Annotated in this window: 24 protein-coding genes; 16 read left to right on the forward strand and 8 right to left on the reverse strand. The window is 40.5% G+C overall.

The window, feature by feature from the left end; translation table 11 throughout:
• The first annotated feature begins 12 nt into the window (after window positions 1-12).
• The 3 genes from J0J35_RS09730 (at window position 13) to era (ending at window position 5,021) form a co-directional block, all read left to right on the forward strand.
• Window positions 13-3,096 carry a Cna B-type domain-containing protein gene (locus J0J35_RS09730; protein WP_206916790.1) on the forward strand — a complete coding sequence of 1,028 codons (3,084 nt, stop codon included), beginning with the start codon at window positions 13-15 and terminating at the stop codon, window positions 3,094-3,096.
• Window positions 3,097-3,411: 315 nt separating this feature from the next.
• Window positions 3,412-3,486, forward strand: a complete 75-nt coding sequence (locus J0J35_RS11815) for a putative holin-like toxin (protein ID WP_370569340.1) — start codon at window positions 3,412-3,414, stop codon at window positions 3,484-3,486.
• Window positions 3,487-4,109: 623 nt separating this feature from the next.
• The gene (gene era, locus J0J35_RS09740; RefSeq protein WP_061413835.1) at window positions 4,110-5,021 is read left to right on the forward strand and encodes a GTPase Era; all 912 of its coding nucleotides are present in this window, start codon (window positions 4,110-4,112) and stop codon (window positions 5,019-5,021) included.
• Window positions 5,022-5,052: 31 nt separating this feature from the next.
• Here era and J0J35_RS09745 read toward each other — a convergent pair whose 3' ends face one another.
• Together J0J35_RS09745 and J0J35_RS09750 are read right to left on the reverse strand one after the other, a co-directional pair.
• Complete coding sequence (locus J0J35_RS09745; RefSeq protein ID WP_019335966.1) at window positions 5,053-6,351, reverse strand: PTS sugar transporter subunit IIC; 1,299 nt, start codon at window positions 6,349-6,351, stop codon at window positions 5,053-5,055.
• Between the two features lie 2 nt (window positions 6,352-6,353).
• Window positions 6,354-7,151 carry a tyrosine-protein phosphatase gene (locus J0J35_RS09750; RefSeq protein ID WP_206916793.1) on the reverse strand — a complete coding sequence of 266 codons (798 nt, stop codon included), beginning with the start codon at window positions 7,149-7,151 and terminating at the stop codon, window positions 6,354-6,356.
• Between the two features lie 225 nt (window positions 7,152-7,376).
• On the opposite strand from J0J35_RS09750, the gene J0J35_RS09755 reads away from it, so the two are divergent.
• The 3 genes from J0J35_RS09755 to recA all read left to right on the forward strand — a co-directional run bounded on the left by J0J35_RS09755 (window position 7,377) and on the right by recA (window position 10,371).
• On the forward strand, window positions 7,377-8,117 hold the full coding sequence (locus J0J35_RS09755; RefSeq protein WP_019335965.1) for a MurR/RpiR family transcriptional regulator: 741 nt from the start codon (window positions 7,377-7,379) through the stop codon (window positions 8,115-8,117).
• Between the two features lie 177 nt (window positions 8,118-8,294).
• Window positions 8,295-9,119 carry a DNA-formamidopyrimidine glycosylase gene (gene mutM / locus J0J35_RS09760; RefSeq protein WP_086582750.1) on the forward strand — a complete coding sequence of 275 codons (825 nt, stop codon included), beginning with the start codon at window positions 8,295-8,297 and terminating at the stop codon, window positions 9,117-9,119.
• A gap of 100 nt (window positions 9,120-9,219) precedes the next feature.
• A complete protein-coding gene (gene recA, locus J0J35_RS09765) occupies window positions 9,220-10,371 on the forward strand; it encodes a recombinase RecA (RefSeq protein WP_019291389.1) in 1,152 nt (383 codons plus the stop codon).
• A gap of 34 nt (window positions 10,372-10,405) precedes the next feature.
• On the opposite strand, the gene J0J35_RS09770 is transcribed toward recA, so the two are convergent.
• Entirely contained in the window at window positions 10,406-11,770 is a 1,365-nt protein-coding gene (locus J0J35_RS09770) for an amino acid permease (protein ID WP_019291388.1), read from the reverse strand.
• 204 nt (window positions 11,771-11,974) lie between these two features.
• Between J0J35_RS09770 and J0J35_RS09775 the strand changes: the two genes are divergently transcribed.
• Together J0J35_RS09775 and J0J35_RS09780 are read left to right on the forward strand one after the other, a co-directional pair.
• A complete protein-coding gene (locus tag J0J35_RS09775; protein ID WP_019291387.1) occupies window positions 11,975-12,349 on the forward strand; it encodes a YlbF family regulator in 375 nt (124 codons plus the stop codon).
• On the forward strand, window positions 12,333-12,689 hold the full coding sequence (locus tag J0J35_RS09780; RefSeq protein ID WP_019291386.1) for a YlbG family protein: 357 nt from the start codon (window positions 12,333-12,335) through the stop codon (window positions 12,687-12,689). Before J0J35_RS09775 ends, J0J35_RS09780 begins: the two co-directional genes overlap by 17 nt.
• A gap of 59 nt (window positions 12,690-12,748) precedes the next feature.
• Here the strand turns inward: J0J35_RS09780 and J0J35_RS09785 are convergent, their stop codons facing one another.
• Window positions 12,749-13,267: a hypothetical protein gene (locus J0J35_RS09785; protein ID WP_019291385.1), complete on the reverse strand. Its 519-nt coding sequence runs from the start codon at window positions 13,265-13,267 to the stop codon at window positions 12,749-12,751.
• Window positions 13,268-13,396: 129 nt separating this feature from the next.
• Complete coding sequence (locus tag J0J35_RS09790; RefSeq protein ID WP_206916803.1) at window positions 13,397-13,993, reverse strand: CYTH domain-containing protein; 597 nt, start codon at window positions 13,991-13,993, stop codon at window positions 13,397-13,399.
• A gap of 317 nt (window positions 13,994-14,310) precedes the next feature.
• Here J0J35_RS09790 and J0J35_RS09795 point away from each other — a divergent pair, with 317 nt between their 5' ends.
• The 4 genes from J0J35_RS09795 (at window position 14,311) to J0J35_RS11705 (ending at window position 17,216) form a co-directional block, all read left to right on the forward strand.
• On the forward strand, window positions 14,311-14,991 hold the full coding sequence (locus J0J35_RS09795; RefSeq protein WP_206916806.1) for a GTP pyrophosphokinase family protein: 681 nt from the start codon (window positions 14,311-14,313) through the stop codon (window positions 14,989-14,991).
• Window positions 14,978-15,790 carry an NAD kinase gene (locus J0J35_RS09800; protein ID WP_206916816.1) on the forward strand — a complete coding sequence of 271 codons (813 nt, stop codon included), beginning with the start codon at window positions 14,978-14,980 and terminating at the stop codon, window positions 15,788-15,790. Before J0J35_RS09795 ends, J0J35_RS09800 begins: the two co-directional genes overlap by 14 nt.
• Before the next feature lie 212 nt (window positions 15,791-16,002).
• On the forward strand, window positions 16,003-16,884 hold the full coding sequence (locus J0J35_RS09805) for an RluA family pseudouridine synthase (RefSeq protein ID WP_019291381.1): 882 nt from the start codon (window positions 16,003-16,005) through the stop codon (window positions 16,882-16,884).
• Window positions 16,885-17,132: 248 nt separating this feature from the next.
• On the forward strand, window positions 17,133-17,216 hold the full coding sequence (locus J0J35_RS11705; RefSeq protein WP_225210261.1) for a putative holin-like toxin: 84 nt from the start codon (window positions 17,133-17,135) through the stop codon (window positions 17,214-17,216).
• A gap of 194 nt (window positions 17,217-17,410) precedes the next feature.
• Here J0J35_RS11705 and J0J35_RS09810 read toward each other — a convergent pair whose 3' ends face one another.
• The gene (locus J0J35_RS09810; protein ID WP_019335964.1) at window positions 17,411-18,169 is read right to left on the reverse strand and encodes a peptidylprolyl isomerase; all 759 of its coding nucleotides are present in this window, start codon (window positions 18,167-18,169) and stop codon (window positions 17,411-17,413) included.
• Between the two features lie 324 nt (window positions 18,170-18,493).
• Here J0J35_RS09810 and J0J35_RS09815 point away from each other — a divergent pair, with 324 nt between their 5' ends.
• Genes J0J35_RS09815 through J0J35_RS09830 form a run of 4 tightly spaced genes read left to right on the forward strand, consistent with a single transcriptional unit; the run spans window position 18,494 to window position 22,342 of the window.
• Window positions 18,494-19,924 carry an amino acid permease gene (locus J0J35_RS09815; protein WP_206918202.1) on the forward strand — a complete coding sequence of 477 codons (1,431 nt, stop codon included), beginning with the start codon at window positions 18,494-18,496 and terminating at the stop codon, window positions 19,922-19,924.
• 12 nt (window positions 19,925-19,936) lie between these two features.
• Entirely contained in the window at window positions 19,937-20,737 is an 801-nt protein-coding gene (locus tag J0J35_RS09820) for a transporter substrate-binding domain-containing protein (RefSeq protein WP_206916817.1), read from the forward strand.
• A gap of 56 nt (window positions 20,738-20,793) precedes the next feature.
• Window positions 20,794-21,390: an NADPH-dependent FMN reductase gene (locus J0J35_RS09825; protein WP_019291376.1), complete on the forward strand. Its 597-nt coding sequence runs from the start codon at window positions 20,794-20,796 to the stop codon at window positions 21,388-21,390.
• Window positions 21,359-22,342 carry an FAD:protein FMN transferase gene (locus tag J0J35_RS09830; RefSeq protein ID WP_206916819.1) on the forward strand — a complete coding sequence of 328 codons (984 nt, stop codon included), beginning with the start codon at window positions 21,359-21,361 and terminating at the stop codon, window positions 22,340-22,342. The genes J0J35_RS09825 and J0J35_RS09830 overlap by 32 nt, the downstream gene beginning before the upstream one ends.
• 19 nt (window positions 22,343-22,361) lie before the next feature.
• Here J0J35_RS09830 and J0J35_RS09835 read toward each other — a convergent pair whose 3' ends face one another.
• Window positions 22,362-23,960 (reverse strand): NAD(P)/FAD-dependent oxidoreductase, encoded by a 1,599-nt coding sequence (locus J0J35_RS09835; protein ID WP_198495033.1) that lies wholly within the window; start codon window positions 23,958-23,960, stop codon window positions 22,362-22,364.
• 95 nt (window positions 23,961-24,055) lie between these two features.
• The gene (lysS, locus tag J0J35_RS09840) at window positions 24,056-25,510 is read right to left on the reverse strand and encodes a lysine--tRNA ligase (RefSeq protein WP_050813460.1); all 1,455 of its coding nucleotides are present in this window, start codon (window positions 25,508-25,510) and stop codon (window positions 24,056-24,058) included.
• Window positions 25,511-25,956: the final 446 nt, after the last annotated feature.

Below are 25,956 nucleotides of genomic sequence, written 5' to 3' on the forward strand. Positions count from 1 at the left end.
GGAGGACAGGTTTTGAGTAAATTCCAGCAGATTTTTCGCGGACTGGTAGCTAAACGCCCTGTCCTCTTTTCGTTGCTTTGCTTGCTGCTGCTTGCCACAGGGATAACAGGAACCTGGGCATGGAGCAGCGACAGACAGAGCGCCATCAATGACGGACAGGTTCAGACCGCCAAGCGCACCGTCCAGCTGCTTAAGCTGGAGCGGGATACAGAGGGCAACACGACCGATATCCCTGTCCCCGGCGCTGACTTTGCCCTCTATGAAATCATTCAGCAAGACCCTGAGGATTATGAGCAGGTCGTACTAGAGGACGAAGCGCTCTGGACCACCGATGCAGACGGGCGGATAAGTCTTGCCTTGCCACCGGGGCGGTATTTCTTCCGTGAAGGCCGTCTGCCTTACGGCTTTGCGCCCGATAAGGACCCGCAAGGACAGGAGCTAAGGCGCTACGACTTCACGGTCGAGCCCAGCACACCTAACGGCTCTACGGTCGTGACCGCCTACAACCGCCGGCTCTCAGGCGACCTCATCATCGAAAAGACACTGGAAAACGACGATGGACGTGAGCTTTCCGGGCTTCAGCGTGCGCAAATCTTTGAATTTCGTGTGTTCTTCTCTGATGGGGGAACGTACAGCTACCAGATCAATGGCGAGGGCGAGGAACATCAGCTGGCTTCAGGCAAAACCTTGAAGCTCCGCCACGGTCAGCGAGCTGTCTTTACCGCTCTACCTGTCGGACTGCACTACGAGGTTGAGGAAGTTAGGTTTCAGCATGGGCAAGCCCATAATACCTCGGGTAATATCAACCATGAAGCACCGTCTGTCGTAGCTTTTACCAACTTTGGTAAGACACGCACGCTTGATATTAAGAAAGAAGTGATAAACTTTGACGGCTCTGAGGTGACCGAAGAACAAAAGCTACTTGAGTTTGAATTTACCGTCCAACTTTCTGATGTGCCAGAAGATGCTAGCTTTCGCTATACCACAAACCGCTACCAAATCGACGATGATCCGGAGAATGACGACGACATTCGTGAAGGCAAGCTTGCGCATGGCGACACGATAAAGCTCCGTCATGGCGAGATTCTCATTATCCATGACTTGCCCATCGGCATATCCTATAAGGTCAGCGAGTCAGGCAGGGAAGACTTTGTCTCTGAGACAGAGTATGTCCGTGGAGAGATAGTGGCAGATACCGCGAGCAACCGCCATCTCTTCCGCAATATCTATCAGCCTGAGGGTCAGTTGCCAAGCTTTACAGCACTTGCCTTTACCAAGTTCCTCTACTCGGATGATCCTGCCGGCCTCAAAGAATACTTTGAGTTTGAGGTGATACTTGAACCTCATGAAGGGCGGACTTTCCAGTATAGGATTGTGGAAGGCGATAAAGAAGGGGACTTAATCGACTTCGTCTCAGGCGATATCATTCGCTTGCGCCACGGTCAGAAAGCCCTCTTTCAGGATTTACCACCGGGCTTGACCTACAGGTTGCGCGAAATTTCCACCGACTCTTATATTGAAGCCCTACAAGAAATCAAGGGGCACACGGTCAATGTGCCCAAGGAAGAGCAAGTCGATAAGGCGCATAAGACGGAAAAGACAGTAGAGATGGAAACTAATGATGATGCGGATGAGTCGGATGAGTCTGACGGCTCTGATGAAGTTCCTGCTGATAATAACGACTTGCATGTCGTGCGTTTCCCCAACTACCGTATCCCGTCCGAGCGTGCCAAGTTGATTTTGCAAAAGCTTGTCGAAGGTGTTGGTTATGACGCAGTCCATGAGTTTGTGTTTGACCTCTATATCAATGATGTGAAAGACCGGGAGATTCGCCTGCGCAGTGGTGAGAGTTCTGTACCTATCGAGCTGGAGCTGGGCGACCGTTGGCGAGTGGTCGAGCATGACAGCTTTGATGCGGGCTTCAGCCAGCAGAGCATTGAGTATGGCACAAGAAGCGTGGAGGATGAACATCGCAATCGTAATATCTATGTCCGCCAGACTAACCGCTATCTCCGCTCAAACATTTCCCTTTCAGGACAAAAGACTTGGGAAAAACCTGACAGTGTGCAAGTGCCTGAGCAAATCACAGTACAGCTCCTGCAAGATGATATGGTCGTCCGTCAGACCGATGTGACCGGTCCGGACTGGACTTACCGCTTCGAAAATTTGTCCAAGTTTGACGATGCGGGCGAGGAGATAGACTATCGTATTCGCGAAGTGCCAATCTCTGGCTGGCAAACCAAAACTAAGGCGGGGTCTATCGATCTGCATAACACATGGATACCGCCAGTTAAGGCGCAGTTAGAGATTGAAAAACGCCTGATAGGCGATCCTGCACCACAGGACGAACGCTTCAGATTTGTCATGAATCCGGGTGGGCAGACGGTGCATATCACCAATAGCGGGCGCGTTTCTTTTCCTCAGGTTTCTTTGGACCGAGCGGGAACTTTTGAGTTTATGGTCCATGAAAAATGTGGAAATACTTTGGGCTGGACCTATGACAATGCAGAGTATACCTGGCATGTACAAGTGGAGCAAGCTCTAGATGGCAAGCTGAGCTTAGGCAAGCAATGGCTGAGCAAAAACGGGCAAGCGTTTGAGGGATTACGGCCGGTCTTTACCAACCATTTTGACAAGCGCGCCTTGCTGGGTGAAAGCTTGGATATTCCTGTGAAAAAAGTTTGGGAACATAAGGAACTCACGCCTGACTTGCAACCGCAGTCCATCATTGTTCAGCTCTTTGCAGGTCAGGAGGAAGTCAGCCGGAAACAGCTCAGTCAAGCGAGCGACTGGCAGGCGGTTTTCCAAGATGTGCCACGCTTTGATGCAGAGGGCAAGGAGATTGTCTATCAGGTTAAAGAGCTGGCTGTCAATGGCTATGAGACAAAGATAAGCGGCAATGCACGGAAGGGTTTCACCATTCGCAACACTTATGTGGGCATGAAGCAACCGCCAAGCCAAGTGCCTCCAGCAGACAAACCACGAACCACGGAGCGCTTGCCAGATGTTGGCGATACGCTGGCAGTTGGTGCGGTACTTCTAGGACTTATCTTCCTACGGGTTGCTTACCAACTCTATAAGAGGAGCAACAGCTAAAAATAAAAAATGGAGCAAGTGAGGACTTGATCCGTTTTTTAATGGTGTGCCAAATATGGCTTACTGACTGCCAAGTTTTTAGAGCGGTAAAATTCCGTGGAGACAGGCTTTGCAGGGCTTCCCGAGGGGAATAGAAGCACAAGTGAGAAGGAGAAGCGCTCTTTTTAAGGCGCAACGTCTATGCTATAATGAAGCTGAGAGAGTTTTAAGCGGTTGGCTTAGTATAGAAAGAGGGGTGATGCCGATGATACAGGGCAATTCCCTATCAAACTAGAAAGGCTAGATTTTTTGAGTATTTCCGACAGCTTAAGCTTGATGCTCGCCTTTGCGGGCTTCATCCTGATGCTGCTCCATCTCATTATCGAGATAATAAAGAATACAAAAAAATAGACCGCTAACTTTTGGACAGTTCGGTCTATTTTTTGACTAACTAATGCCAACCGTCTTAAGCGGTCTCATTGGAGCTTGTTAGTAGCAAGCTCCTTTTCTTATTTTTATTATAACATTAGCCATACCTTATATCAAGAGAGTTGAAAACAAGTTTTAAAACATTAAGGGACGGGATGGGCATATCTGCCCCTAGCTAAAGCAGACAACTTAGGTTTAAGATTTCTCTATGCTAGAATGATAGGGGAGAAGTAAAAAGACGGTAGCCTGATTGGAGGTGATGCCATGGTTTTGGTAATCTCTCATAAAACATGAAAGGCGAAAGGTTTGTCAATATTTGAGACTTTAATGTTTGCTCTTGCATTTGCAACGCTGATGTTAAAAATCAACGATAGAAACAAAAAATAACTGTCATTATACTTTTAGCTGAGTATGACAGTTATTTAAACTAAATATTGGCTACCGTTCTTAAAACGGCTACAGGGGACTTGTTAGCGCAAGTCCTTTTCTTATTTTTATTATAGCATGAGCTATACTTAATATCAAGGCACTGAAAACTTTCTCTTTTCCCTCAAGAAAATATAGAAGAGGGAGAATATAAGTCTAAAATATGGTAGAATAGCACTATGACAAATAATACTTTTAAATCAGGATTTGTAGCCATTTTAGGCCGTCCCAATGTTGGAAAATCAACATTTCTAAATCATGTGATGGGCCAAAAGATAGCGATTATGAGCGACAAGCCGCAAACAACACGGAATAAAATTCAAGGAATTTATACGACAGATAAGGAACAAATTATCTTTATCGATACACCGGGTATCCATAAACCGCATAATGCCTTGGGCGATTTTATGGTGCAGTCTGCCTATTCTACGCTTCGTGAGTGTGATATGGTCCTTTTCATGGTTGCTGCTGACGAGCCGCGCTCAACGGGTGAAAACATGATTATTGAACGTCTGAAAACAGCAGATGTTCCTGTTATTTTGGTGGTCAACAAGATTGATAAAGTTCATCCAGATGCCCTTTTTGAAACTGTTTCAGACTATACTTCGCAAATGGACTTTGCAGAAGTTGTGCCAATTTCGGCACTTCAAGGCAACAACACAGAGCGTTTGCTGGAAACGTTGAGCAGCAAGCTTGAAGAAGGTCCTCAGTATTTCCCAGAAGACATGGTGACAGATCATCCGGAACGCTTCTTGGTTAGCGAAATGATTCGTGAAAAAATTCTTCTTTTGACACGTGAAGAAGTACCGCACAGCATTGCTGTAACGACAGATTCTATGAAACGTGATGAAGAAACAGGGAAAATTCATATTATGGCAACAATCATTGTCGAACGTAAGAGCCAAAAAGGAATAATCCTCGGTAAAGGCGGCGATATGATTCGTAAGATTGGAAAATTGGCCCGCCGTGATATTGAGTTGATGCTGGGTGATAAAGTTTATCTTGAAACATGGGTCAAGATTAAAAATGACTGGCGCGACCGTAAGATGGATTTATCTGACTTTGGTTACAAGAAAGAAGATTATATGTAAAAGTTGGCTCGTTTGAGCTGCTTTTTTATTTTTAGGATTTATTTTCCCCTTGGAATATAGTTTTCTCGTCTTCCAGATAAGAAAGATCTTGTGATTTCATAAAAGGAATATAGATGAGTATGCAAAGAATTAACTGTATCAGCTGTGCTACAATCCCTTGCCAGCCATTTGTTAAGAAACCTCCAAAAATAATAGGAAAACCTGAGGGAAGATTGACACCGTTTTGATAAGGAAGAAAGCCGATGATTGTTAATAGCCATGCGGAAAATACAGAGACAGCAGGTGTTAGCATGAGTGGAATGAGCATACGGACATTCATGATTTGGGGCAGTCCGAATTTTACTGGTTCAGATATTCCAAACATGGAGGGGATAAGCGCAAGCTTACCTACTGATTTAAGCTGTTCCGACTTACACTTGAAAATGGCGAGTAGGGCAACAGCAAAGCTTCGAGCACCGCGGTTGTTTAAAATAAAACCAGTAGTGAATAAAAAAGGAAGTGCTTGTCCGGCGCTGTAAGCTTCAAGGTTTGCCATCTGAGGTTGCTGGTAAACCATCATCAGGACAGGATACACAGCCAGTACGCCATGAATACCAAAGAACCAGATTAATTCGATAAAGGCAACGATAAACATAACTGCAAATATATTTGAGCCGAGAGAAAGAAGCGGTTTTTGCAGCAGTGTATTGATTAAATTAATCATATTACCTTGTGAGGTAAGCGAAACGAGGAGGAAGATTCCGCCCACTATAGCAGCCACCAGAACGCCAGGAACAATAGATTCAAAAGTTTTTTGAACCACTAAAGGTACGGATTCGGGCATCTTGATGGTTAATTTTTTATCAATGAAGAAAATGTAGAGTCGTGTTCCGACTAGTCCACCAATCATGGCAACGAATATTCCGGCAGAGCCAAGGTCTACAAGATTTAAAAATTGTGTCTTGTCCTCGACAGACAAGTTGCTTAGGATAAAGAAGGACATTAAGCCAACCAATGTCGCATTGAGCGGCTCGTGTTTGAGATTTGTTGCTAGTTTATAAGAAATCAATATAGCCACGTAAACAGCGACAATACTAATAGTCATAGCATTAATCTGCTCAAAAAACTTTGTCAAACCGATATTCTGGAAAAAGGGTTTGATTCCCCAAAAATCAATCGCATTGAGCAGTGAAGCAAGAGAACTAATCATCATAATGGGCATCATCCCCATCATTGCTTCAGAAATCGTCCGCATGTATAAATTAGTGGACATTTTTCCTGCGGTTGATGCAAGAACATGTTTGATTTTTTCAAATTTTTTTTGATTCATTTTCTTCATAACGTTACCCATTTTTAAAATTCCTCACGACTTTCTAAATATCTTTCTTTAAGATACTGAATTTGACTTTCTGTGATTGAAAGTTCTTTTTTTACGTAATTTTCAATGCTTTGATACTGCTCTTCGATGTAGTTTAGAGCTGTGCCAAGAAATCTTGTGTCTGCCTTTTTGAAATAACTCATCGCTTTCACCAGAGAAAGATTGCCTGTTTCTTCTCTAATTTTTTTTAGACTTTGCTGGTTTTTGTCTTTTTTATAGAGATTCGTTAAGAGGTAGTCTCTGAGAATGTCCTTTTTCTCGACACCAAGTAGACCTTGCAAAAGAGCGACACCATATCCTGTACGGTCTTTTCCCCCGCGGCAATGTTGAACGATTATTCCATTCTCAGGGCTTGTATAAATCTCTATCATGCTTTTATAAACTGCCTTACAGCAGGGATCAGTTACAAAAGTACGGTTTTGCTCAATCATTAAAAACTTAATCAAGTCAGGGGTTAATGTACTTTGGTCCTCCATCTCAATTTCCCCAAATTCTGCCGAAGCTAAGGCTGCGATATCAGCGACAGGAGTAAGATAAAAAGTTTGTTTTTGTCCAAAGTCTTTATTTTCGTTGCCTTGACGTTCTTCGGAGCTCCGATAGTCGATGACCGTTTTTATATGTAGTTGTTCCAGCTTTTGTTTATCTTTTTCTGTCAAATGACTGAATTCATCTGAACGGTACAAAAGTCCTTTTTTAAGTTTCCTCCCATCTCTTGTGTCATAGCCTCCAAAGTCTCGGAAGTTATAAAGCTGCTCCAAGTGAAGATTATCCATTCCTTCTTGCCCCTTTCTCTTTATACTTACAGTATAAAAAAATTTGAACACATAATATAGAGCATTTCTTAAGGTTGACAAGTTTTCCCAAACTTTTGGGATTTGTCTTAGATTTTTTTTGGAGGAGGAGTTCCGTAAGCAGTAAAACGAATTTTTTGTTAGACTATAGTAAATGTCGAAACAGTTAAAATGGGGAAATTCAGAAATAAGCTTGATTGGAGGAAAATGATATTGGCAAGGTTAGAAGAAATTATTGGACCCTATTTGAACGATTTGTCTGACAACGAAAAGCAGACTTATCAGGCTTTGCTTGAACATCGGGCGGATATTCCTAAGCTTAGTCTAACTCAGATGGCAGAACGCATCTATACATCCAAGTCTTCTCTTTTACGCTTTATTCAAAAATTAGGGTTTAAGGGAGTATCTGATTTTAAGTATTCGCTTGATTGGTCTTTGCCTCATGAGGAAAGGGAGGAGATTGATTGTGACTTTTCCCAGACTATGGTAAGTTTGGAAACAATGCTCACAAAAAATTTATTGATAGACTTTAAAAGTTTGATAAATGCTTCTTCAACTATTTATTTATGCGCTTCTTCGGAGAGCCAGTATATTTTGATGGAACTCTTTTCTTATTTATTATTAAAAAAAGGCTACCCCTCCTCGCGAATTCGTATTTCTTATGCTTCTGAACTTACAATTACTGTTTTTGAGCGACTTTCCAGCCAATCCTTGGTAATTTTCTTCTCAGCAAATGCCAAGTCATCAGCTATTCGCAATGCCTTGCATAATTTTAAAAAACGAGAAATTCCAACAATTTTAATTACTGAGCAGTCCAATGAATGGTTAGAAAAAGAGGTGAAATTGCTTCTGGCTATGGACTTTCTCTGTCATCTCTCAGAGATTTCCCGTTTTCGTCTGGGATTAAGCAGTCTTTTTATTAATTATCTTATTGAAAAATCTTTATAAGAAAAAATTTATGTTATATCGAAAAAACCAATATAATCTATTGATTTTAATAAGGAAATAGACTATAATATTGATAGGTTCAATATTTGATGGGTGGGAAGAGCTCCGGCTTTTGCATGAGTGTGCTGTACTCTCCATTTATTAGACCCAATAATTAGGATAGGATGCTGCAAACAGATGCCAGAGTTACCAGAAGTCGAAAATGTACGCCGAGGCTTGGAAAAGCTGGTGAGAAATAAAAAAATATTGGAGATTGAAAGTTCATATCCACGAATGGTTTTAACAGGATTCGAGGAGTTAAAAAAAGAACTTGAAGGTCAAGTCATCAAAGATATCCAGCGCCGTGGCAAGTACTTGCTTTTTGATTTTGGTCAGTGGACCTTGATTTCCCATTTACGTATGGAGGGGAAATACCGGGTAGAACCGCTGGAGTTTGTCAAGCAAAAGCACGATCATCTCTTTGTCAAGTTTTCAGATGCGACACTTGTTTATGCTGATGTCCGCAAGTTTGGCACCTGGGAATTATTGAAAAGTCAGGATGTTGAACGTTATTTCCTTTCGAAAAAGATTGGCCCAGAGCCAAGCTTTGAAACCTTTGATGAGAAGATTTTTGCTGAAAAACTAAAGAAATCGAAAAAGAAGATAAAACCTTATCTTTTAGACCAGACTTTAGTTGCTGGGCTAGGAAACATCTATGTTGATGAGGTACTTTGGCGCTCACAAGTGCATCCTGAAATGCTGGCTTCAGCCTTGAGCGATGTTCAAATTCACCGCATTCACGATTATACGATTGAAGTCCTCCAAACGGCAGTTGAACGTGGGGGATCCAGCATTCGGACGTATAAAAATGCGATGGGTAAAGAAGGAAGTATGCAGGAGTTACTTATGGTTTATGGCAAGCAAGGACAGCTTTGTCCACATTGCCAGCAAGCAGTGATTGAAAAGATAAAGGTCGCAGGACGCGGTTCACATTTTTGCCCATATTGTCAAAAAGTAGAGTGAAAACTTCAATTTTTTACGTACTAAAATATGCGGTGCAATCAGTTTCAAACAAAATTAAAAATGCTATAATATAAAGAGCAAGAGATTAACGGAGAAAATAATGGCTACAAAGAAAAAGAAAAAATTAGAAGATATCACAAAAAAATATGGTGCAGAACGTGAAAAAGCCTTAAAAGATGCGCTTGACCTTATCGAAAAAGATTTTGGTAAAGGTTCTTTGATGCGTTTGGGCGAAGCAGCGAGTCAAAAAGTTCAAGTCACAAGTTCAGGAAGTTTGGCTTTGGATATTGCACTTGGTGCCGGTGGTTATCCTAAAGGTCGTATCATCGAAATCTACGGTCCAGAAAGTTCTGGTAAGACTACGGTTGCGCTGCATGCGGTTGCTCAAGTGCAAGCTGAAGGTGGTATTGCTGCCTTTATCGATGCGGAGCACGCTTTGGATCCCGTCTATGCTGCAGCGATTGGTGTCGACATTGACCAACTTCTTTTGTCACAACCTGACTATGGTGAGCAAGGCTTGCAAATTGCTGAGAAATTGATTGAATCTGGTGCAGTGGACCTTGTTGTTGTCGACTCTGTTGCTGCTTTGACACCACGTGCCGAAATTGACGGTGAAATCGGAGATTCGACAGTTGGTTTGCAAGCACGTATGATGAGTCAAGCCATGCGTAAGCTTGCTGCAGGCATCAACAAAACAAAAACAACAGCGATCTTTATCAACCAATTGCGTGAAAAAGTCGGTGTTATGTTTGGTAGCCCAGAAACAACGCCTGGTGGTCGTGCTTTGAAATTTTATGCTTCTGTACGTTTAGACGTTCGTGGTAGCACAAAAATCGAAGAAGGCTCTGGTGACAACAAAACAGCCATTGGTAAGTTGACGAAGATTAAGGTTGTTAAAAACAAAGTTGCGCCACCATTTAAAGTTGCTTTAGTAGATATCATGTTTGGTGAAGGTATTTCTAAAACAGGTGAACTCTTAACAATTGCCGTTGAAGAAGGCATTGTGAAGAAAGCAGGTGCTTGGTTCTCTTATAATGACGAAAAGATCGGTCAAGGTGCGGAGAAAGCGAAAGCCTTCCTTAAAGATAATCCTGAAATTTTCAATGAAATCGACCGTAAAGTACGTCAAAATCACGGTTTGATTGAAAGTGATGAAGAAAATGAAAAAGAAGATGCTAAACCAGCAAAAGCAGATGAAAAAGTAAAGGTTGAAGCTGCTGGAGTAGAAGAAATCGAGCTTGAATTAGAATAAATAAAAAAACTTCTGTATTCAGAAGTTTTTTTATTTATAAGTCAACTGTTTTTTCTTTACGGAGATAAGAAATAATCCCGAAGACGACAATCCAGATTGCTGAACCAATCGCTGGTATACGTGTATCTTTGAAGAAGAAGAGGGAAATAAAGATTAAGCCAAATGCGACGATAGTCACTGGAACTAATACGTTCGGCATTGGAACCTTAAAGCCGTCTTCGAGATACTCACTTGATTTTCTATATTTTGTATAAGCAATCAAGGTCATGATATAAACAATCAAGAAGAGATTAGTCGCAACACTTGTGATAAAGACAAAGCCGTTAGACACACCAGGAATAAGTGAGATAAATGGGGCTAAGAAGATTAGTGCTGCTGTGAAGAAAAGGGCATTTGTTGGGATACCATTTTTCGAAAGTTTTGTGAAGGGCTGTAATGCTTTGTCTCCGTGTAATTTTGAAAGAGAGAAAAGATTACGTGTAGTTGAGAAAAGTGCTGAATTAAGCGCTGAAGCTGCAGAAGTCAAGACGACAAAGTTAATCACTGCTGCTGCCCACTTGAAACCAATAAGGTCAAAGACCATAACGAATGGAGACTGATCTGCAGGAATATCTGTCCAATGATAGATAGACATAATCGCAGTGAGTGCTCCGATATAGAAGATTAAAATACGAATCGGAATTTGATTAATTGCTTTTTTAAGTGTTGGACGTGGATCCAAGGTTTCAGCAGCAGTCATTCCGATAAATTCCATCGCAACAAAGGCAAACATTACCATTTGGAAGCTTCCGATGAAGTTTGTAATGCCATTAGGGAAGAAGGAGAAGTCCTTCGTCACATTGCTAAGGCTAACTGTTGTACCATCTGCTTGGAAGCCACTGAAGGCCATGATGATGGCAGTAACAATCAAACCAACGATAGCAACGATTTTTATCATCCCAAACCAAAACTCTGTTTCACCGAAGAATTTAGCATTGAGTGTGTTTAAAGCAGTTAATGCCAAGAGGATAACGGTTTCGGTAAGCCAGACAGGAACACTTGGTAACCAGAACTGGATGTAGACCCCGACAGCGGTTAACTCAGCCATAGCCATAAAGATAACAACAAGCCAATAAGACCATTGAATAAAATATCCGGCCTTGTTGCCTAGATAGTGACTGACGAAGTTAAGGAAAGAGTGTTGCTCAGGATCCATATAAAGCATTTCACCGATTGCACGGAGCAAGATGAACATCAAGGCACCAATAATGATATAAATCAAAAGAATGGAAGGCCCGGTCATACTGATAGATTGACCTGCTCCTAAGAAAAGACCTGTTCCGATAGTTCCTGCTATTGCAATAAGCTGGATGTGACGATTTTTCAGACCTCTCTGGGTCTGATTGTTTTCATTATTCATAAAAACCTTTCTGTAATTTTATGTACAATTATAGACATTATCAGTTAATTATATCTTTTTTGAATTAATTTGGCAAGATGATGTGCTACATGTTTAGAACAGACTTATAAAAAATGTCATTTATGGAAAATGAAAAAACAGAGAAAGTTTACGGAAGAGGGTTGAGAAAAAGCGGTAAAGTTGGTTTTCTGGTATAATAAGGTTATGTTAATCATAAATGAACAGTTGTTTGAAATTGATGATTTAATCGATGAAGTGGTTAAAGATTTTTTGGAATTACCCGAAGTCGCTACTTATCGTGCTTTAAAAAAGGCTTTTGAGGAAGATGAAGACTTACAATCTAAACTCCGACTTCTTACGGACAATCAGGAGTATATCGCTTTTAGGCCAGAACTGGCTCAGCTCCGAAAAGAAATCCTGCTTAATGAGAAGGTTTATCAGCTTCGCGTAGCTGAAAATGATTTGCAGGAGCTGTTATCCGAGCTAACAAAAGACATCAGTTCAGCAATTTCAGAACACATTTTTGTAGATGAAAATTTACCTTTGAAAGGAGGAAGCCGTCATGGACGCCATCATTGATAAAGAAATATTGACAAAGAAATCGGAAGATAAGACAGTTCGTCCGCTTGAAATGCAAGGGAGAATTGCACTTTTTGTCTATTGCAACTCTTACAAAGGGAACAGACAACTTAGTCACTATGGGGATCTTGGTTATACAAGCCGCAAAGCACATTATAGCTTGCTTTATGTGAATGAAGAAGATGTTTCCGAGACAATCAAGAAACTTAAAGCACTGAAATTTGTGAAACGAGTACGTCCAAGTCATCTGAAAGATCTCAACCAGAATTTCTCTGAAGCTTTTGCGGAGACAAATGAGGTGATTAAAGGACAACTTGAAGCTGCTTTAGGTAAATTGTAATGGAGACAAGACATTATAGACACAGCCTTTAAGGCTCTGTTCTACAAAAAAAACTGCCCTTAGGCAGTTTTTTCAATGTGACGAAGATAATTTTGAATAAGGGCTTGTGAGCAATTTTCGATGTGTAAACATTCAGTGTCGGTATAAATTAAAGTAGAGGGTACTTGGGTAAACTCATTTTTATAAAATTCCTGAGCATTCTTAATCATTTGTTTTTTAGCGAACTGACGATGAGTAATAAAGTCAGCGGTTGTGAGCTTTATTTCGCAGAGAATTTCATGGCGCATTTGATTGTTATAATCCAGTATGCTGAGGTTGTCCAGTCTCTCCTGTAAAGCTAAGATGAATTTTCGCCCATACTTTCGTCCGTGTAGATTTATCGTCAAGAAATCGGAAGAAATTTTTTGGAGGCGGTCAAAGCTCGCGTTGAGATTTTCAATATTTTTGGGAAGTTCACTGTTGTCACGTAATTCTTTAGCTGCAGCAAGTGTAGCTATTGGATAGAGGTACCAGCTGTGCGCATCAAATTCGGAAAATTGATTGAGAATAGGCGTGAAAAAATGATGAATATCATACATGAGAGTTATTGTTTTCCTTGTTAAAATCTTTAATATTATTGTTTATCAGTTGTGTATCCACGTTGTATAGTGTACCAAATTTTATATAGGAGACCAAATTATATGCAAAAAAGTGCTGAAACAGCACTTTTATTGTTTTTTCAGGTGGCGTAAACAGTCCAAGAAGCGTACAACTTTTGATTTTGAAAAACGAAATTCAATATGGTTTTTCTTCAAGAAAGTAAGGAAATCTTTTTTACCTTGTTCACTATCAGTCACTTCTAGCTCCAACTCATAATCAGTATGACCCAGATAGTCATTCTTATCCAGAGCAGCAAGCCCGATAGGGAGATGTTGTTCGTAGCGGATCGTAGTTAAACTCCCAATCAGAGTAATACTCTCCAAATCTACTCCGCGCTCAACTAAGATGTCGCAAATTTCACTCAGGTCAGTTTTACCGCAAGTGATACTTTTTTGTGCGAGCAGATATTGTGCTTCTTCAAGTGTAAGGTCGATATTATGTTCGATATTGCCTACTTGTTGAGGGACCTTGAGTGTCATTTCTGCTGAACGATCAAAGGTACGGATACGCAGAGCTAGCTTTTTCTTACGCAGTGTAAAATCTTGAGAATCAAGATAGTGATTTGTCTGTCGGACTGGAGTGACGTGTGAAAAAAGTGTTTTCAATCGGTCATACTCCGGCATAGAGAGCATCGTCTTATGCTCAATTTCTAAATTTGTTGACATTTTTATGTATAAAAAGATGCTCTGTTTAGATTACTCTTTACAAGATCTCCAAGAGAGGCATCCTCCCTTCTTATTAAAATGATGATTGATCTATTATCTAAAAGTATATCAAAAGCCTGTATCTAAGTAAAGCCAGAAAAGAAGAGGGAGCTCCTTTCTTACGGTCTACAGTGCTATTAAAACAGAATTTTGCTTCTTTTTCGTAGATGTAAATTAGTCAAGCTGTCTAGTGAATGGGGGCGATATATGGTATAATTGAGAAAGACCTGTAATAAAATACAAAGGAGAATTGACCGAGCGTCAATTTGGATAAACATATGACTGAAAGTACAACAACTGAATTTAACTGGGAAGAATTTCTTGATCCTTATGTCCAAACGGTTGGGGAACTGAAAATCAAACTTCGTGGTGTGCGTAAGCAATTTTTAAAGAAAAAACTTTACTCACCGATTGAGTTTGTCACGGGGCGCGTGAAGCGACGTGATTCGATTCGGAAGAAGGCAGCCATGCGAGGATACACCCAAGAAACAATCCGAGAAATGGAAGATATTGCTGGTGTTCGTGTCATGGTGCAGTTTGTTGATGACGTCTGGGATGTGTTAGAGCTTTTACGAAAACGTAAAGACTTAAAAATTATCGAAGAGCGGGATTATATTCATAACCAAAAAGCAAGTGGTTATCGTTCATATCACGTGGTTATTGAGTATTCGATTGATATGATTGAGGGTGCCCAAGTTGTGCTTGCCGAAATTCAAATTCGGACCTTGGCGATGAATTTTTGGGCAACGATCGAACATTCCTTAAGTTACAAATATGGTGGTGTGATCCCCGAGGAAGTTCGAGAACGCTTGACTGCTGCGGCGCATATGGCTGCGCAGTTGGATAAAGAAATGGGTGCGATTCGCGAAGATATTCAAGAAGCCCAATTGCTTTTCGATGACCCGCAAGCAAGACTGGACTACAAGAAAGAAAACGGAGAAGACAATGAGCTCTGGTAAAAAGATCTGGTTGGTAGGGAATTCAAGTGAAAAATCACAAAAGACGCTGTTAGAATTAACAGCGCTTTTGCAGTCCAAAAATTTCAGGTTTGAAAAGGAAAACCCAGAAATTGTTATTTCAGTCGGGGGAGATGGCACGCTCCTCAAAGCTATGCACATCTATGAGGACAAGCTGGATAAAATTCGCTTTGTCGGTGTTCATACGGGACATCTGGGCTTTTATACCGACTTTATGAATACAGATCTTGATAAGGTGGCGCTTGCCCTAGAGTCTGAAACTGCTGAGCATGCTGTTCATTATCCCCTTTTACGGATACGTGTGAAATTTCAAGATGGTTCAGAAATGCTGCACTACGCACTGAACGAATCAACGATTCGCCGAACGTCTAAGACTTTAGTTGCGGATATCAGGATTTCGGATTTTCTCTTTGAAAAATTTCGAGGCGATGGCTTATCTGTATCCACACCAACAGGTTCAACAGCTTATAATAAATCTATCGGCGGTGCTGTTTTACACCCTCGTGTGGAAGCTATGCAGATGGCCGAAATAGCTAGTCTTAATAATATTGTTTATCGGACATTAGGGGCACCAATGGTTGTTGCTAAGAAAGACAGTATCATTATCTGTCCAGAAGATGTTGAGGATTACAGTGTTACTGTTGACCAGCTGACTTTCAACTACGAAAAAATTGAAGCGATAGAGTACAGCATGGATGGTAAAACTATCGCTTTTGCAAATTGTGCCCATACAAGCTTTTGGGAACGCGTGAAAAATGCGTTTATCGGTGAAGTCGAATAGCGCTGCTCACACTTTTCATTTGTGTGTAGAGTGTTTCTTGACCTAATTATATTTACAGAGCGAGCAAATATGTTATAATAAAGTTCTGTTCTAGGCAAACTCCGACATATGTTGGAGTTTTTAGATGGAGAAAATTCAGCCATAGAGTTGGAGAACATTTCAGCAGTAAGGTACTCAATGTCAAGAGCAGGCTTAAAAGGAGAAGTTAAACAGTGGAATTTTCATTTACAAATACAATTGATGGAAGTACGGTAAAGGCCTTACTTAAACGTCATGGCGTTTCCAAACGCTTCCTTTCACATATCAAATTTGACGGTGGTGAAATTTTAGTGAATGGTATGGAGCGTAATGTTCTCTTTCCTTTACAAGTTGATGATGTTGTTACGATAATTACACCTATCGAGCAAGGTACCGATTTATTGATTCCTGAAGATATTGACCCAGAAGTTGTCTTTGAAGACGATCATTATTTGATTGTGAATAAACCTGCGGGACGGACTTCAATTACTGGACGTTTACATCCGACAGGAGCTATGTCTAATATTGTAAAGGGTTATATCGTACGAAAGAAATATGAGGACCAAACGGTACATATCATTACACGCTTGGACCGTGATACGAGTGGTTTGATGATCTTTGCTAAACATAGCTTGGCTCACTCTCTCATCGTGCATCCTAAATATAAGGACAGTGTGACCAAACGCTATTATGCCATTATCCATGCAGACGAGAACTTACCCAAAACAGGTGAAATTAATTTACCTATCGGTCGAGTGGAGACTTCAATCATTGAGCGGCGTGTGCATCCTGAAGGGAAGGAAGCCAGAACAAGTTATGAAGTTGTTGCAGAGAAAAATGGCTTGATGCAGTTAGATGTCGTTTTACATACCGGACGTACACACCAAATTCGTGTTCATTTTTCACATCTAGGGCATATTCTTGTTGGCGACGAACTTTATGGAGGTAATCATGACCTTATTGATCGCCAAGCGCTCCACTGTCATCATTTACAATTTGTCCATCCCTTTACAGACGAATTGATTGATATTGAATTAGAAATGCCTGAAGATATGCAAAAATTGATGCGTGAGTAAAAGCTATGTGCCATTATTGGCCACACAACAATTACGAGCTCAAAAGTATGCTATAAAGCCATTTTTCCTAAAAAAACAATAAAATAAAGCTGAATCTTGTAGGGACACAGCTTTTTCTTTTAGATTCATTTTGAGTTTGGACATGTTATAATAACGGAGTAGAAGTTAAAGGACGGTAGCCTAACTGGGAGGTGATGCTTATGACGTTTTGTAGGCTATAACCTCAAAATACAGAAAGGCGACATTTTTTGTCGGTTTATGAAGCTTTGTCACTCATGCTTGCTTTTGCAATGCTGGTGTTGACATTGAATAATAACAACAATAAAAAATAACTGTCCAACTTTAGCCGAGTAATGACAGTTACTTAAACAATAATATTTGGCTACCGTTCTTCATACGGCTACAAAGGGCTTGTTTGCGCAAGCCTTTTTACTTATTTTCATTATATCATCAACATCAGAGGATAGCAAGGCAGATGAAGTTGGGACTAGCGCTAAAAAATCTTCTGCCTACACAGAAGATTTTTTTATTTTTTAAAGTCCCAACCTTTGATAATTTTAACGCCGGTAATTTTTTCTGGATTTACAGGAGATGATTCTTCTTGTGGATTATTTGGGTTAGCTTCCACTTTGCCTGCAGCAATTTTATCAACAACATCCATGCCTGAAATCACTTGTCCAAAGACCGTATATTGTCCATCAAGGAAAGGTGAGCCACCTTTTTTATAAGCATCGATAATCTTTTGAGGATATTTGCTTGTACTTAAACCTTGCTCAGCTGCTTGTGGATTTTGGACAATAAAGAATTGCGAACTGCTTGTCTCGCCAGGACCACTGTTTGCTAAAGAAACTGCACCGCGAATATGATAAAGCTGATTAGAAATCTCAGTCGCAAATGGTTTGTTGTTATTTACTACGGATTTGCTTCCGGTTCCTTTATTACTTGGGTCACCCGTTTGAATCATGAAATCATTAATCACACGGAAGAATTCATTGTTTTTATAGTAACCTTGCTTGGCCAAAGTCAAGAAGTTTTCGACAGCCATTGGTGCCAGTTTAGGGAAGAGCTTAATATTGATGTTCCCAGCTGTTGTTTGAATTTGAACTTCAGCTTCATCCTTGCCCACTTCATTCGACAACTGAGGGAGTTCAACACTTTGCAAATCATTTTTTGCATCTGTCTTGCTGTCAGAACTGTTCGCAAAGTAAAGAAGACCACCAACAATAACAACGATGAGGACTAATAATCCTCCAAAGATAATATTCGTATTTTTTTTGTTTTCCATTCCTATATTTTAACATAAAAGTTTCGAAGACTAAACGACGACAAAAAGTTTATACTTGCAAATTTTAAAATAAAGGACTATACTAAATAAAAAATATCAGGAAGGAGAATCACATATGTTTAAGTTTGACCTACAATCTCAACATCATCATGCGCATAGATAAGAGTTGTGTCATACTTTGGTATAGATGCAACTTTAGAGTACGCTCGAAAGACATCTATGCCGGTGATTCTCAGAAAGACCGGATGGCTAGGCTATACGGTCTTTTCTTTTGGGCAAAATTATGCTGTAAATGAACGAAGAAGTATTAGAGAAAGAAAAAATATGAAAAATGAAAATCAAGTAAAGCGCAATTTAAAACAAAGACACATCACCATGATTGCGCTTGGTGGCACGATAGGAACAGGCTTGTTCCTAACCTCAGGAGCGACGATTAGTCAGGCTGGACCTTTCGGATCGGTATTGGCTTATATCTTTGTCGGGATTATGGTTTATTTTGTAATGACCTCTTTAGGAGAGATGGCCACTTATTTACCCACATCGGGCTCCTTTACAGATTATGGGGCACGTTTTGTGGATCCAGCCTTTGGCTTTGCTTTGGGCTGGAACTATTGGATAAACGGTGCGATTACGATTGCAGTTGATTTGACAACAGCAGGATTAATCACTCAATTTTGGTTGCCTCAGGTTCCTTCTTGGATATTCTCTGGTGTGGCTACAGTCCTTATTTTTGCAATTAATATCATGGCGGTACGCGCGTTTGGGGAAACAGAATATTGGCTCTCCATTATCAAGCTGATTACAATTATTTTCTTTTTGGTTGTTGGGGTGTTAACTATTATTGGAATTTTTGGAAATAATATTGATGTTGTTGGTAATCTCACAGCAGGTAACCACGGCTTTACTGGTGGAGTGACAGGATTTGTTGGTGTTTTACTTATCGCTGGCTTTTCTTTTCAAGGCACAGAACTTCTAGGAGTTACAGCAGGTGAATCAGAAAATCCTGAGAAAAGTATTCCTAAAGCGATGAATTCTATTTTTTGGCGCATTCTTCTTTTCTACATCTTTACGATTATTGTTATTGCAGCTATTATCAATTACCAAGATCCTCGCTTGCTTAACCCTGATTCGACAGCGGTTATGAGTCCTTTTACTATCGTTTTTAAGAATATTGGTTTGGCAGTAGCAGCGAGCTTAATGAATGCCGTGATTTTGACCTCGGTTATCTCGTCAGCAAACTCTGTCATGTATGCTTCAACACGTATCCTCTACTCTTTAGGTAAAAAAGAAGGCGCACCACGCCAGTTCTCCAAAATAGCCAAAAACGGTATTCCTATCAATGCTTTATTGGCAACGACAGCGGTGTGTGTGGTCGCATTTTTAACAGGAATTTTCGGCACACAAATTTATCTTTTGCTTGTGGACCTGTCAAGTTTGACTGGATTTATTGCATGGCTTGGGATATCGATTAGTCACATTCGTTTTCGTCGAGCCTTTTTGGCTCAAGGCGGTGATTTGAGCAGTTTGCCTTACCAAGCAAAATGGTTCCCCTTTGGACCAATCTTGTCCCTGATCATGACGGCCATGATTGTTGTTAATTTAGACCCAGCCATGCTTTTCAGCAGTCACTGGGGCGAAGGCTTAGCCATGTATGCCGCAATACCACTTTTCTTGGCTCTATACTTTGGCTATAAATGGAAGTACAATACAAAATTAGTGCCACTCAAAGCGGTAGATTTGAGCCGAGAGAAATGATAAAATGAAAGCATGAAGAAAATCAAATTCTACCTGCTTCCCTTCCTTCTATTATTTATTTTTATGACTTTGACGGCTTGCGGAGTAAACACGAAGAAAAATACATGGCAAAAGATTGAAGAAAGCAAGACGATTACTATCGGTTATGAGGCAGACTTTGCGCCCCTAACTTCAAAGCAAGAGAGTGGAAAACCTGAAGGTTTCAATATAGCTCTAGCAGAGGCAATCTTTGCTTCTTATAATATAAAGATTGACTGGAAAGCATTGGACTGGTCAGCCAAAGAAAAAGCCTTGAAAGAAGGAGAGGTTGATCTGATTTGGGGGCCTTATACAGCAAATAAGACAAGGGAAAAAACCATTTTATTTAGTGAACCTTATCACACGGGAAATTTAGTGTTGCTTGTTCCTAAAGAAGCAGAAATTTATAATATTGGCGATATGCATAATCAAGCAGTAGGCGGGCAAAAAGCTTCAGCAGCTTATGATTTGTTTAGCGATTATCCGCAGATTTTAAAAAATATTGTCAAAGAAAATCTGATGTTTCTCTATAACCAACCGAGCGATGCAATCGCTGCCTTGCAAGCAGGAAAAATTCAAGCTGCTCTTTTAGATAGGGACTATACTAAAACTTATCTTCGTAATCATCAGCTTGAAGGCTTATACAATATGCTGGATACTCCTTACCCACAAGTTGAATATGCTGTAGCAGCACGAAAGAATGATACTGAATTAATGGATAAAGTCAACCAAGGCTTGCAAGTCCTTCAGCATTCTAGTGAATTCAAGCTCTCTAAGCAGTGGTTTCTATCTTAAGGTGTTAAAATAAAAAGAGCGAAAGCTCTTTTTATTTATAGTGAAGAGGAATAAAGATGAAATTTATTGCAATAGTAGGAACCAATGCCAGCTTTTCTTACAATAGAAAGTTGCTTTGGTATATGAAGAAACATTTTATTAATGAAGCTGAGATTGAAGTTATTGAGATTGCAGGCTTACCCTTGTTTTCGGAAGACAGTATGGACTTGCCTGAGAGAGTTCGCGAAATCGCTGAAGCCATTGAAGCCGCAGATGGTTTGATTATCTCTACTCCGGAGTACGATCATGCCATCACTGCAGCCTTGAAGTCTTTGCTAGAATGGCTCTCTTGGGGAGCTTTGCAACCCATTATCAATACGCCAGTTATGATTGTAGGCGCTTCTCTAGGAAAGCAGGGTTCCGTTTTTGCACAGGAAAATCTTAGACAAATCCTCCAATCACCAGGATTGGAAGCCTTCGTCTTACCGGCTAATCAATTTTTATTGAGTCATGCTGCTGATGCTTTTGATATTTCAGGCAATCTAATAGATAGACAAACAATTTCTTGGTTGGAACATTGCTTCAGAAACTTTTGTCGTTACAGTGCGCATTTGCAACCTCTACGAACATTGATAGAAACGGATGCCGATACTGGAGCTTCAGAGTATGAGTGATTTTTTGTCTAAAAAATATCGAGGTTTAGGCACATTTATTGAGCTGAGTTTACTTGATGTGGAGAAGTCAAAAACTACAGAAAAAATTGAGCAAGGCTATAGAAAAATTGCTCATTATGAAGATTTATTTACAGTCAACAGGGCGTTCTCGGAGTTAATAGCAGTCAACCAAGCTGCGGGTGTAAAAGCAGTTGCCTTGTCGGAAGAACTCTATGCTTTAACGAAAAAAGCTGTACAGGTCAGTCAGGAGCATTTTGGTTTTAATGCAAGTATCGGACCCTTGGTTAGGCTTTGGCATATTGGTTTTGCTGATGCCCGTGTTCCTTCTGAGCAAGAAATTCAAAAAATGCTTGCTATGGTGAGTCCTGATGATATCGTTCTGGATGACCAGCAAAAGACCATTTTTCTCCCTCGAAAAGGAATGTCCTTAGACTTAGGAGGCATCGCCAAAGGTTATATTGCCGATAAAGTTGTAGAATTTTGGAAAGAAACAGGTTTTTCCACAGGCATTGTTAACCTTGGAGGGAATATTCGGTTTCTGGGCTTGCCCCTAAAAGGTTATTGGCGTGTCGGAATTCGTAATCCACTTACGCATGGGTCATCTTTGTTACTTCAAGTGCTTACCGCATCCACATCTGTCGTGACTTCTGGAATTGATCAGCGTTATTTAGAGCGCGACGGAAAGAGTTATCATCACATTCTCAATCCTGAAACAGGTTATCCTCATGTGAACAACTTAGCCAGCGTGACAATATTTTCTGAAAAGTCATTAGATGGGGAGATTGAGGCGAAGAGGCTGTTCTTTTCGGAAGAACCTGAAAAAGTCTTTGCGAAAAGACAACACGTGATTCAAGCTGCAGTGCTTATTACCAAAGATAAGGAAATAAAAATCCTTGGACTTAAGCCCAAGGATGTACGTTTGATGGATAAACATTTTAAGATTATAAACTGAGCATTGCTCAGTTTTTTCTTTATTCAGGTCGTGCAAAGGAGGCAATCATTTGCTCTGCGCATTTAAGCCCATCAATGGCGGCGGATACAATCCCGCCAGCAAATCCTGCTCCTTCACCAGATGGATAAATACCTTGTGTAGAAATAGATTGGAAACTTTCTTCATCACGATTGATTCGAACAGGAGAAGAAGAACGTGATTCAACACCGGTCATAATCGCATCGTTCATGGCAAAACCTTGAATTTTTTTGTCGAATCCAAGAAGAGCCTCCTTCATAGAAGAAGTAATATATTCAGGGAAGAGCTGGCTTAAGTCTGTTGGAGTGACACCCAAAGCATAAGAAGGTTTAACTTCACCGATATCAGTAGATGGACGATCTGCAAGAAAATCTCCAACTAATTGTGCAGGGGCTTGATAAGTTTTACCACCGAGGACAAATGCTTTTTCTTCAAGTTTTCGTTGGAATTCAACCCCAGCAAGAGGATGATCTTGGCCAAAATCTTCTGGGAAGACTTGGACCAGTAAACCACTATTGGCATTTTCTTCAGAACGGGCGTGCTCACTCATGCCGTTGGTTACCAAGCGACCTTCTTCTGATGCAGCAGGCACGACAAGTCCTCCAGGGCACATACAGAACGTATAAACACCTCGTCCAGAACTGGCCTTGTGTGTCAAACGATACTCTGCTGCTCCTAAACGAGGATGCTCAGCAAATTCTTTATACTGTGCTTGATTAATCAAGCTCTGAGGATGTTCGATGCGAACTCCAACAGCAAAAGGCTTGGCGGTCATGTTAATTCCCTTGTCGTACAGCTCAGCAAAGGTATCGCGTGCGCTATGTCCGATGGCTAAAACGGCATGATTGGAGAGGATTTCTTGACCATTTTTGAGAACAATCCCTTGAAGTTTATTTTTGTCGATGATAAATGAAGCGACTTGACTGTCAAAAAGAACTTCTCCGCCCAAAGAAATAATCTGCTCACGAATATTCTTGACAATATCGCGAAGTAAATCTGTTCCTACGTGCGGATGTGCTTTGTAGAGGATATCTTCAGGTGCACCGGCTTTTACAAATTCTTCTAAAACTTTGCGTCCGCGCAAGTCGCGTACACGGGAAGTAAGTTTTCCATCTGAGAAAGTACCTGCACCGCCTTCACCAAACTGGACGTTTGAAGCAGGATTGAGTTTTCCTTTCTTCCAGAAATCATCAATGGATTTCACACGTTCTTCAACTTTTTGGCCACGTTCTAAAACGATAGGACGATAACCCATTTGTGCTAAGAGCAAAGCAGAAAACATGCCAGCAGGACCAAAACCGATGACTAAAGGACGATGTTTCATGGCTTCTGTTCCGATTTGTGGCTCTTTATATTTCAAGTCTGGTGAGGGTGAAACATTTTTTATTTTTTTCTTGAGGAGCTTGGCTTCATTTTTGACTTGGGCATCAACTGTGTAGATAAAGTTGATTTCTCCCCGATGGCGCGCATCAATTGATTCCTTATAAATACGATAGTCAATCAAGTCGGACTCTTGAATTTTTAATTTTTTCAAAAGTAAGCTTTTAACTTTTTCCACAGGCTCATCAATTGAAGTTTTTATTTGAGATATTCTTAACATAGTTTGTTCTCTTATCTAGATAAAGTGTTGCAGATAAAAAATATCGCACACTTCTTGATTGTAAAAACCCAGCCCTGAGAACTGGATTTTTGCTTTTATTTCATTGTTGGGAAGAGCAAAACGTCACGGATGGAAGTTGTACCAGTGAAGAGCATGACTAAGCGGTCGATACCGATACCCAGACCACCAGTTGGTGGCATACCGTGTTCCAATGCTTCAACATAATCGTAATCTACACCAGTGGCTTCATCATCACCGAGTTCTTTCGCTTTAGCTTGGGCTTCGAAACGTTCGAGCTGATCGATTGGATCATTTAACTCTGAGAAGGCATTGGCATATTCTTTACCATTGATGAAGAGTTCGAAACGGTCAGTAAAACGTGGATCTTCAGCATTCATCTTCGCAAGAGGAGAGATTTCTTTTGGATGTCCAAAAACAAATGTTGGTTGGATCAATGTATCTTCTACGTATTTCTCAAAGAATTCATTGATGATGTGGCCAACGCTTGTGAAGTGGTTTTCCACATAAATATCATGTTCTTTCGCCAAAGCAGCAGCTTCTTCAAAATCCATTTCTTTCCAGAAATCCACGCCTGTTTGCTCTTTAATCGCATCAACCATGTGGATGCGAGCGAACTTACCACCCACATTGATTTCTTTACCATCGTATTCAACAACATCTTTGCCAAGGACAGAGTGTGCCACGTGTTGGAAAATTCCTTCAGTCAAATCCATGATATCGTCAAAATCAGCATAAGCTTCATAAGATTCCATAGTTGTAAACTCAGGATTGTGCGTCATATCCATTCCTTCGTTACGGAAGACACGGCCAAGTTCATAAACTTTTTCCATACCACCGACGATTAAGCGTTTCAAGTGCAATTCTGTTGCAATACGCAGGGCCATGTCAATGTCTAATGAGTTATGGTGTGTATAGAATGGACGTGCTGCTGCACCACCGGCTTCGTTGTTCAAAACAGGAGTTTCAACTTCGAGATATCCGCGGCCATCCATATAACGACGGATCTCGCTAATAATTTTAGAACGTGTCACGAAACGATTGAAGCTTTCTTTGTTTGAAATCAAATCCAAGTAACGTTTACGGTAACGTGTTTCAGTATCTGTCAAGCCGTGGAATTTTTCTGGCAATGGACGGAGTGCTTTAGACAAGAAAGTCAACTTGCTTGCTTTAATAGAAAGCTCGCCCATATCTGTCTTCATGATTTGTCCTTCAACACCAAGGAAATCACCGAGGTCAGCCTGTTTGAAAATTTGATAGTTTTCTTCGCCAACTTCGTCTTTACGCACGTAAATCTGAATTTGTCCTTCGCGGTCTTGGATGTGCGCAAAACCAACTTTACCTTTACCACGTTTTGTCATCAGACGTCCCGCGATTGTTGCATGCAAGTCTTTTTCGTGTAATTCTTCTTTAGTATTTTCATCGTATTCCGCATGTAATTCTGCAGAGTTGTGTGTACGAGTAAATTTATGTCCGAATGGATCAATGCCTGATTCACGCAGTGTTTCCATTTTTTCACGACGGACTTTCATTTGGTCATTAAGTTCTTCGATAATTTCAGCCAAAATGTTTTTCTCCTATAAAAAAGTTTATATCAACCATATTTTAGCATAATTTTACGGCTTTTGACAGCTTATAATCATGTTTTTGAAAAATCTTATGAAAGAAAAGTTGAACTTTATTTTTAGAAAAATGAAATGACATCATTTACTCTCGTGAAATATTACATTTAACACAAAAAAAGAGAAATATTGGCGAAATATGGAGCTCAGGAAAGCTTATTTTAAAAGACTTTCAAGCACTTTGTCTTTCTGTTGCATTTGTTACTGAAACCAAACATAAAAATACTACTAAAATTAATAAAAAAATGCTACAATAGTTGAGTTATCTTGGAGAGGCCTCTTTATGCTAGGAAAGTCAAGCCTAGACTGAATTAAGCCGGATAAATCCAACTTAAAGATTTTATGATACAGGAGTT

It is taken from the genome of Lactococcus sp. LG606 (assembly GCF_017309645.1).
GTDB lineage: Bacteria > Bacillota > Bacilli > Lactobacillales > Streptococcaceae > Lactococcus > Lactococcus petauri.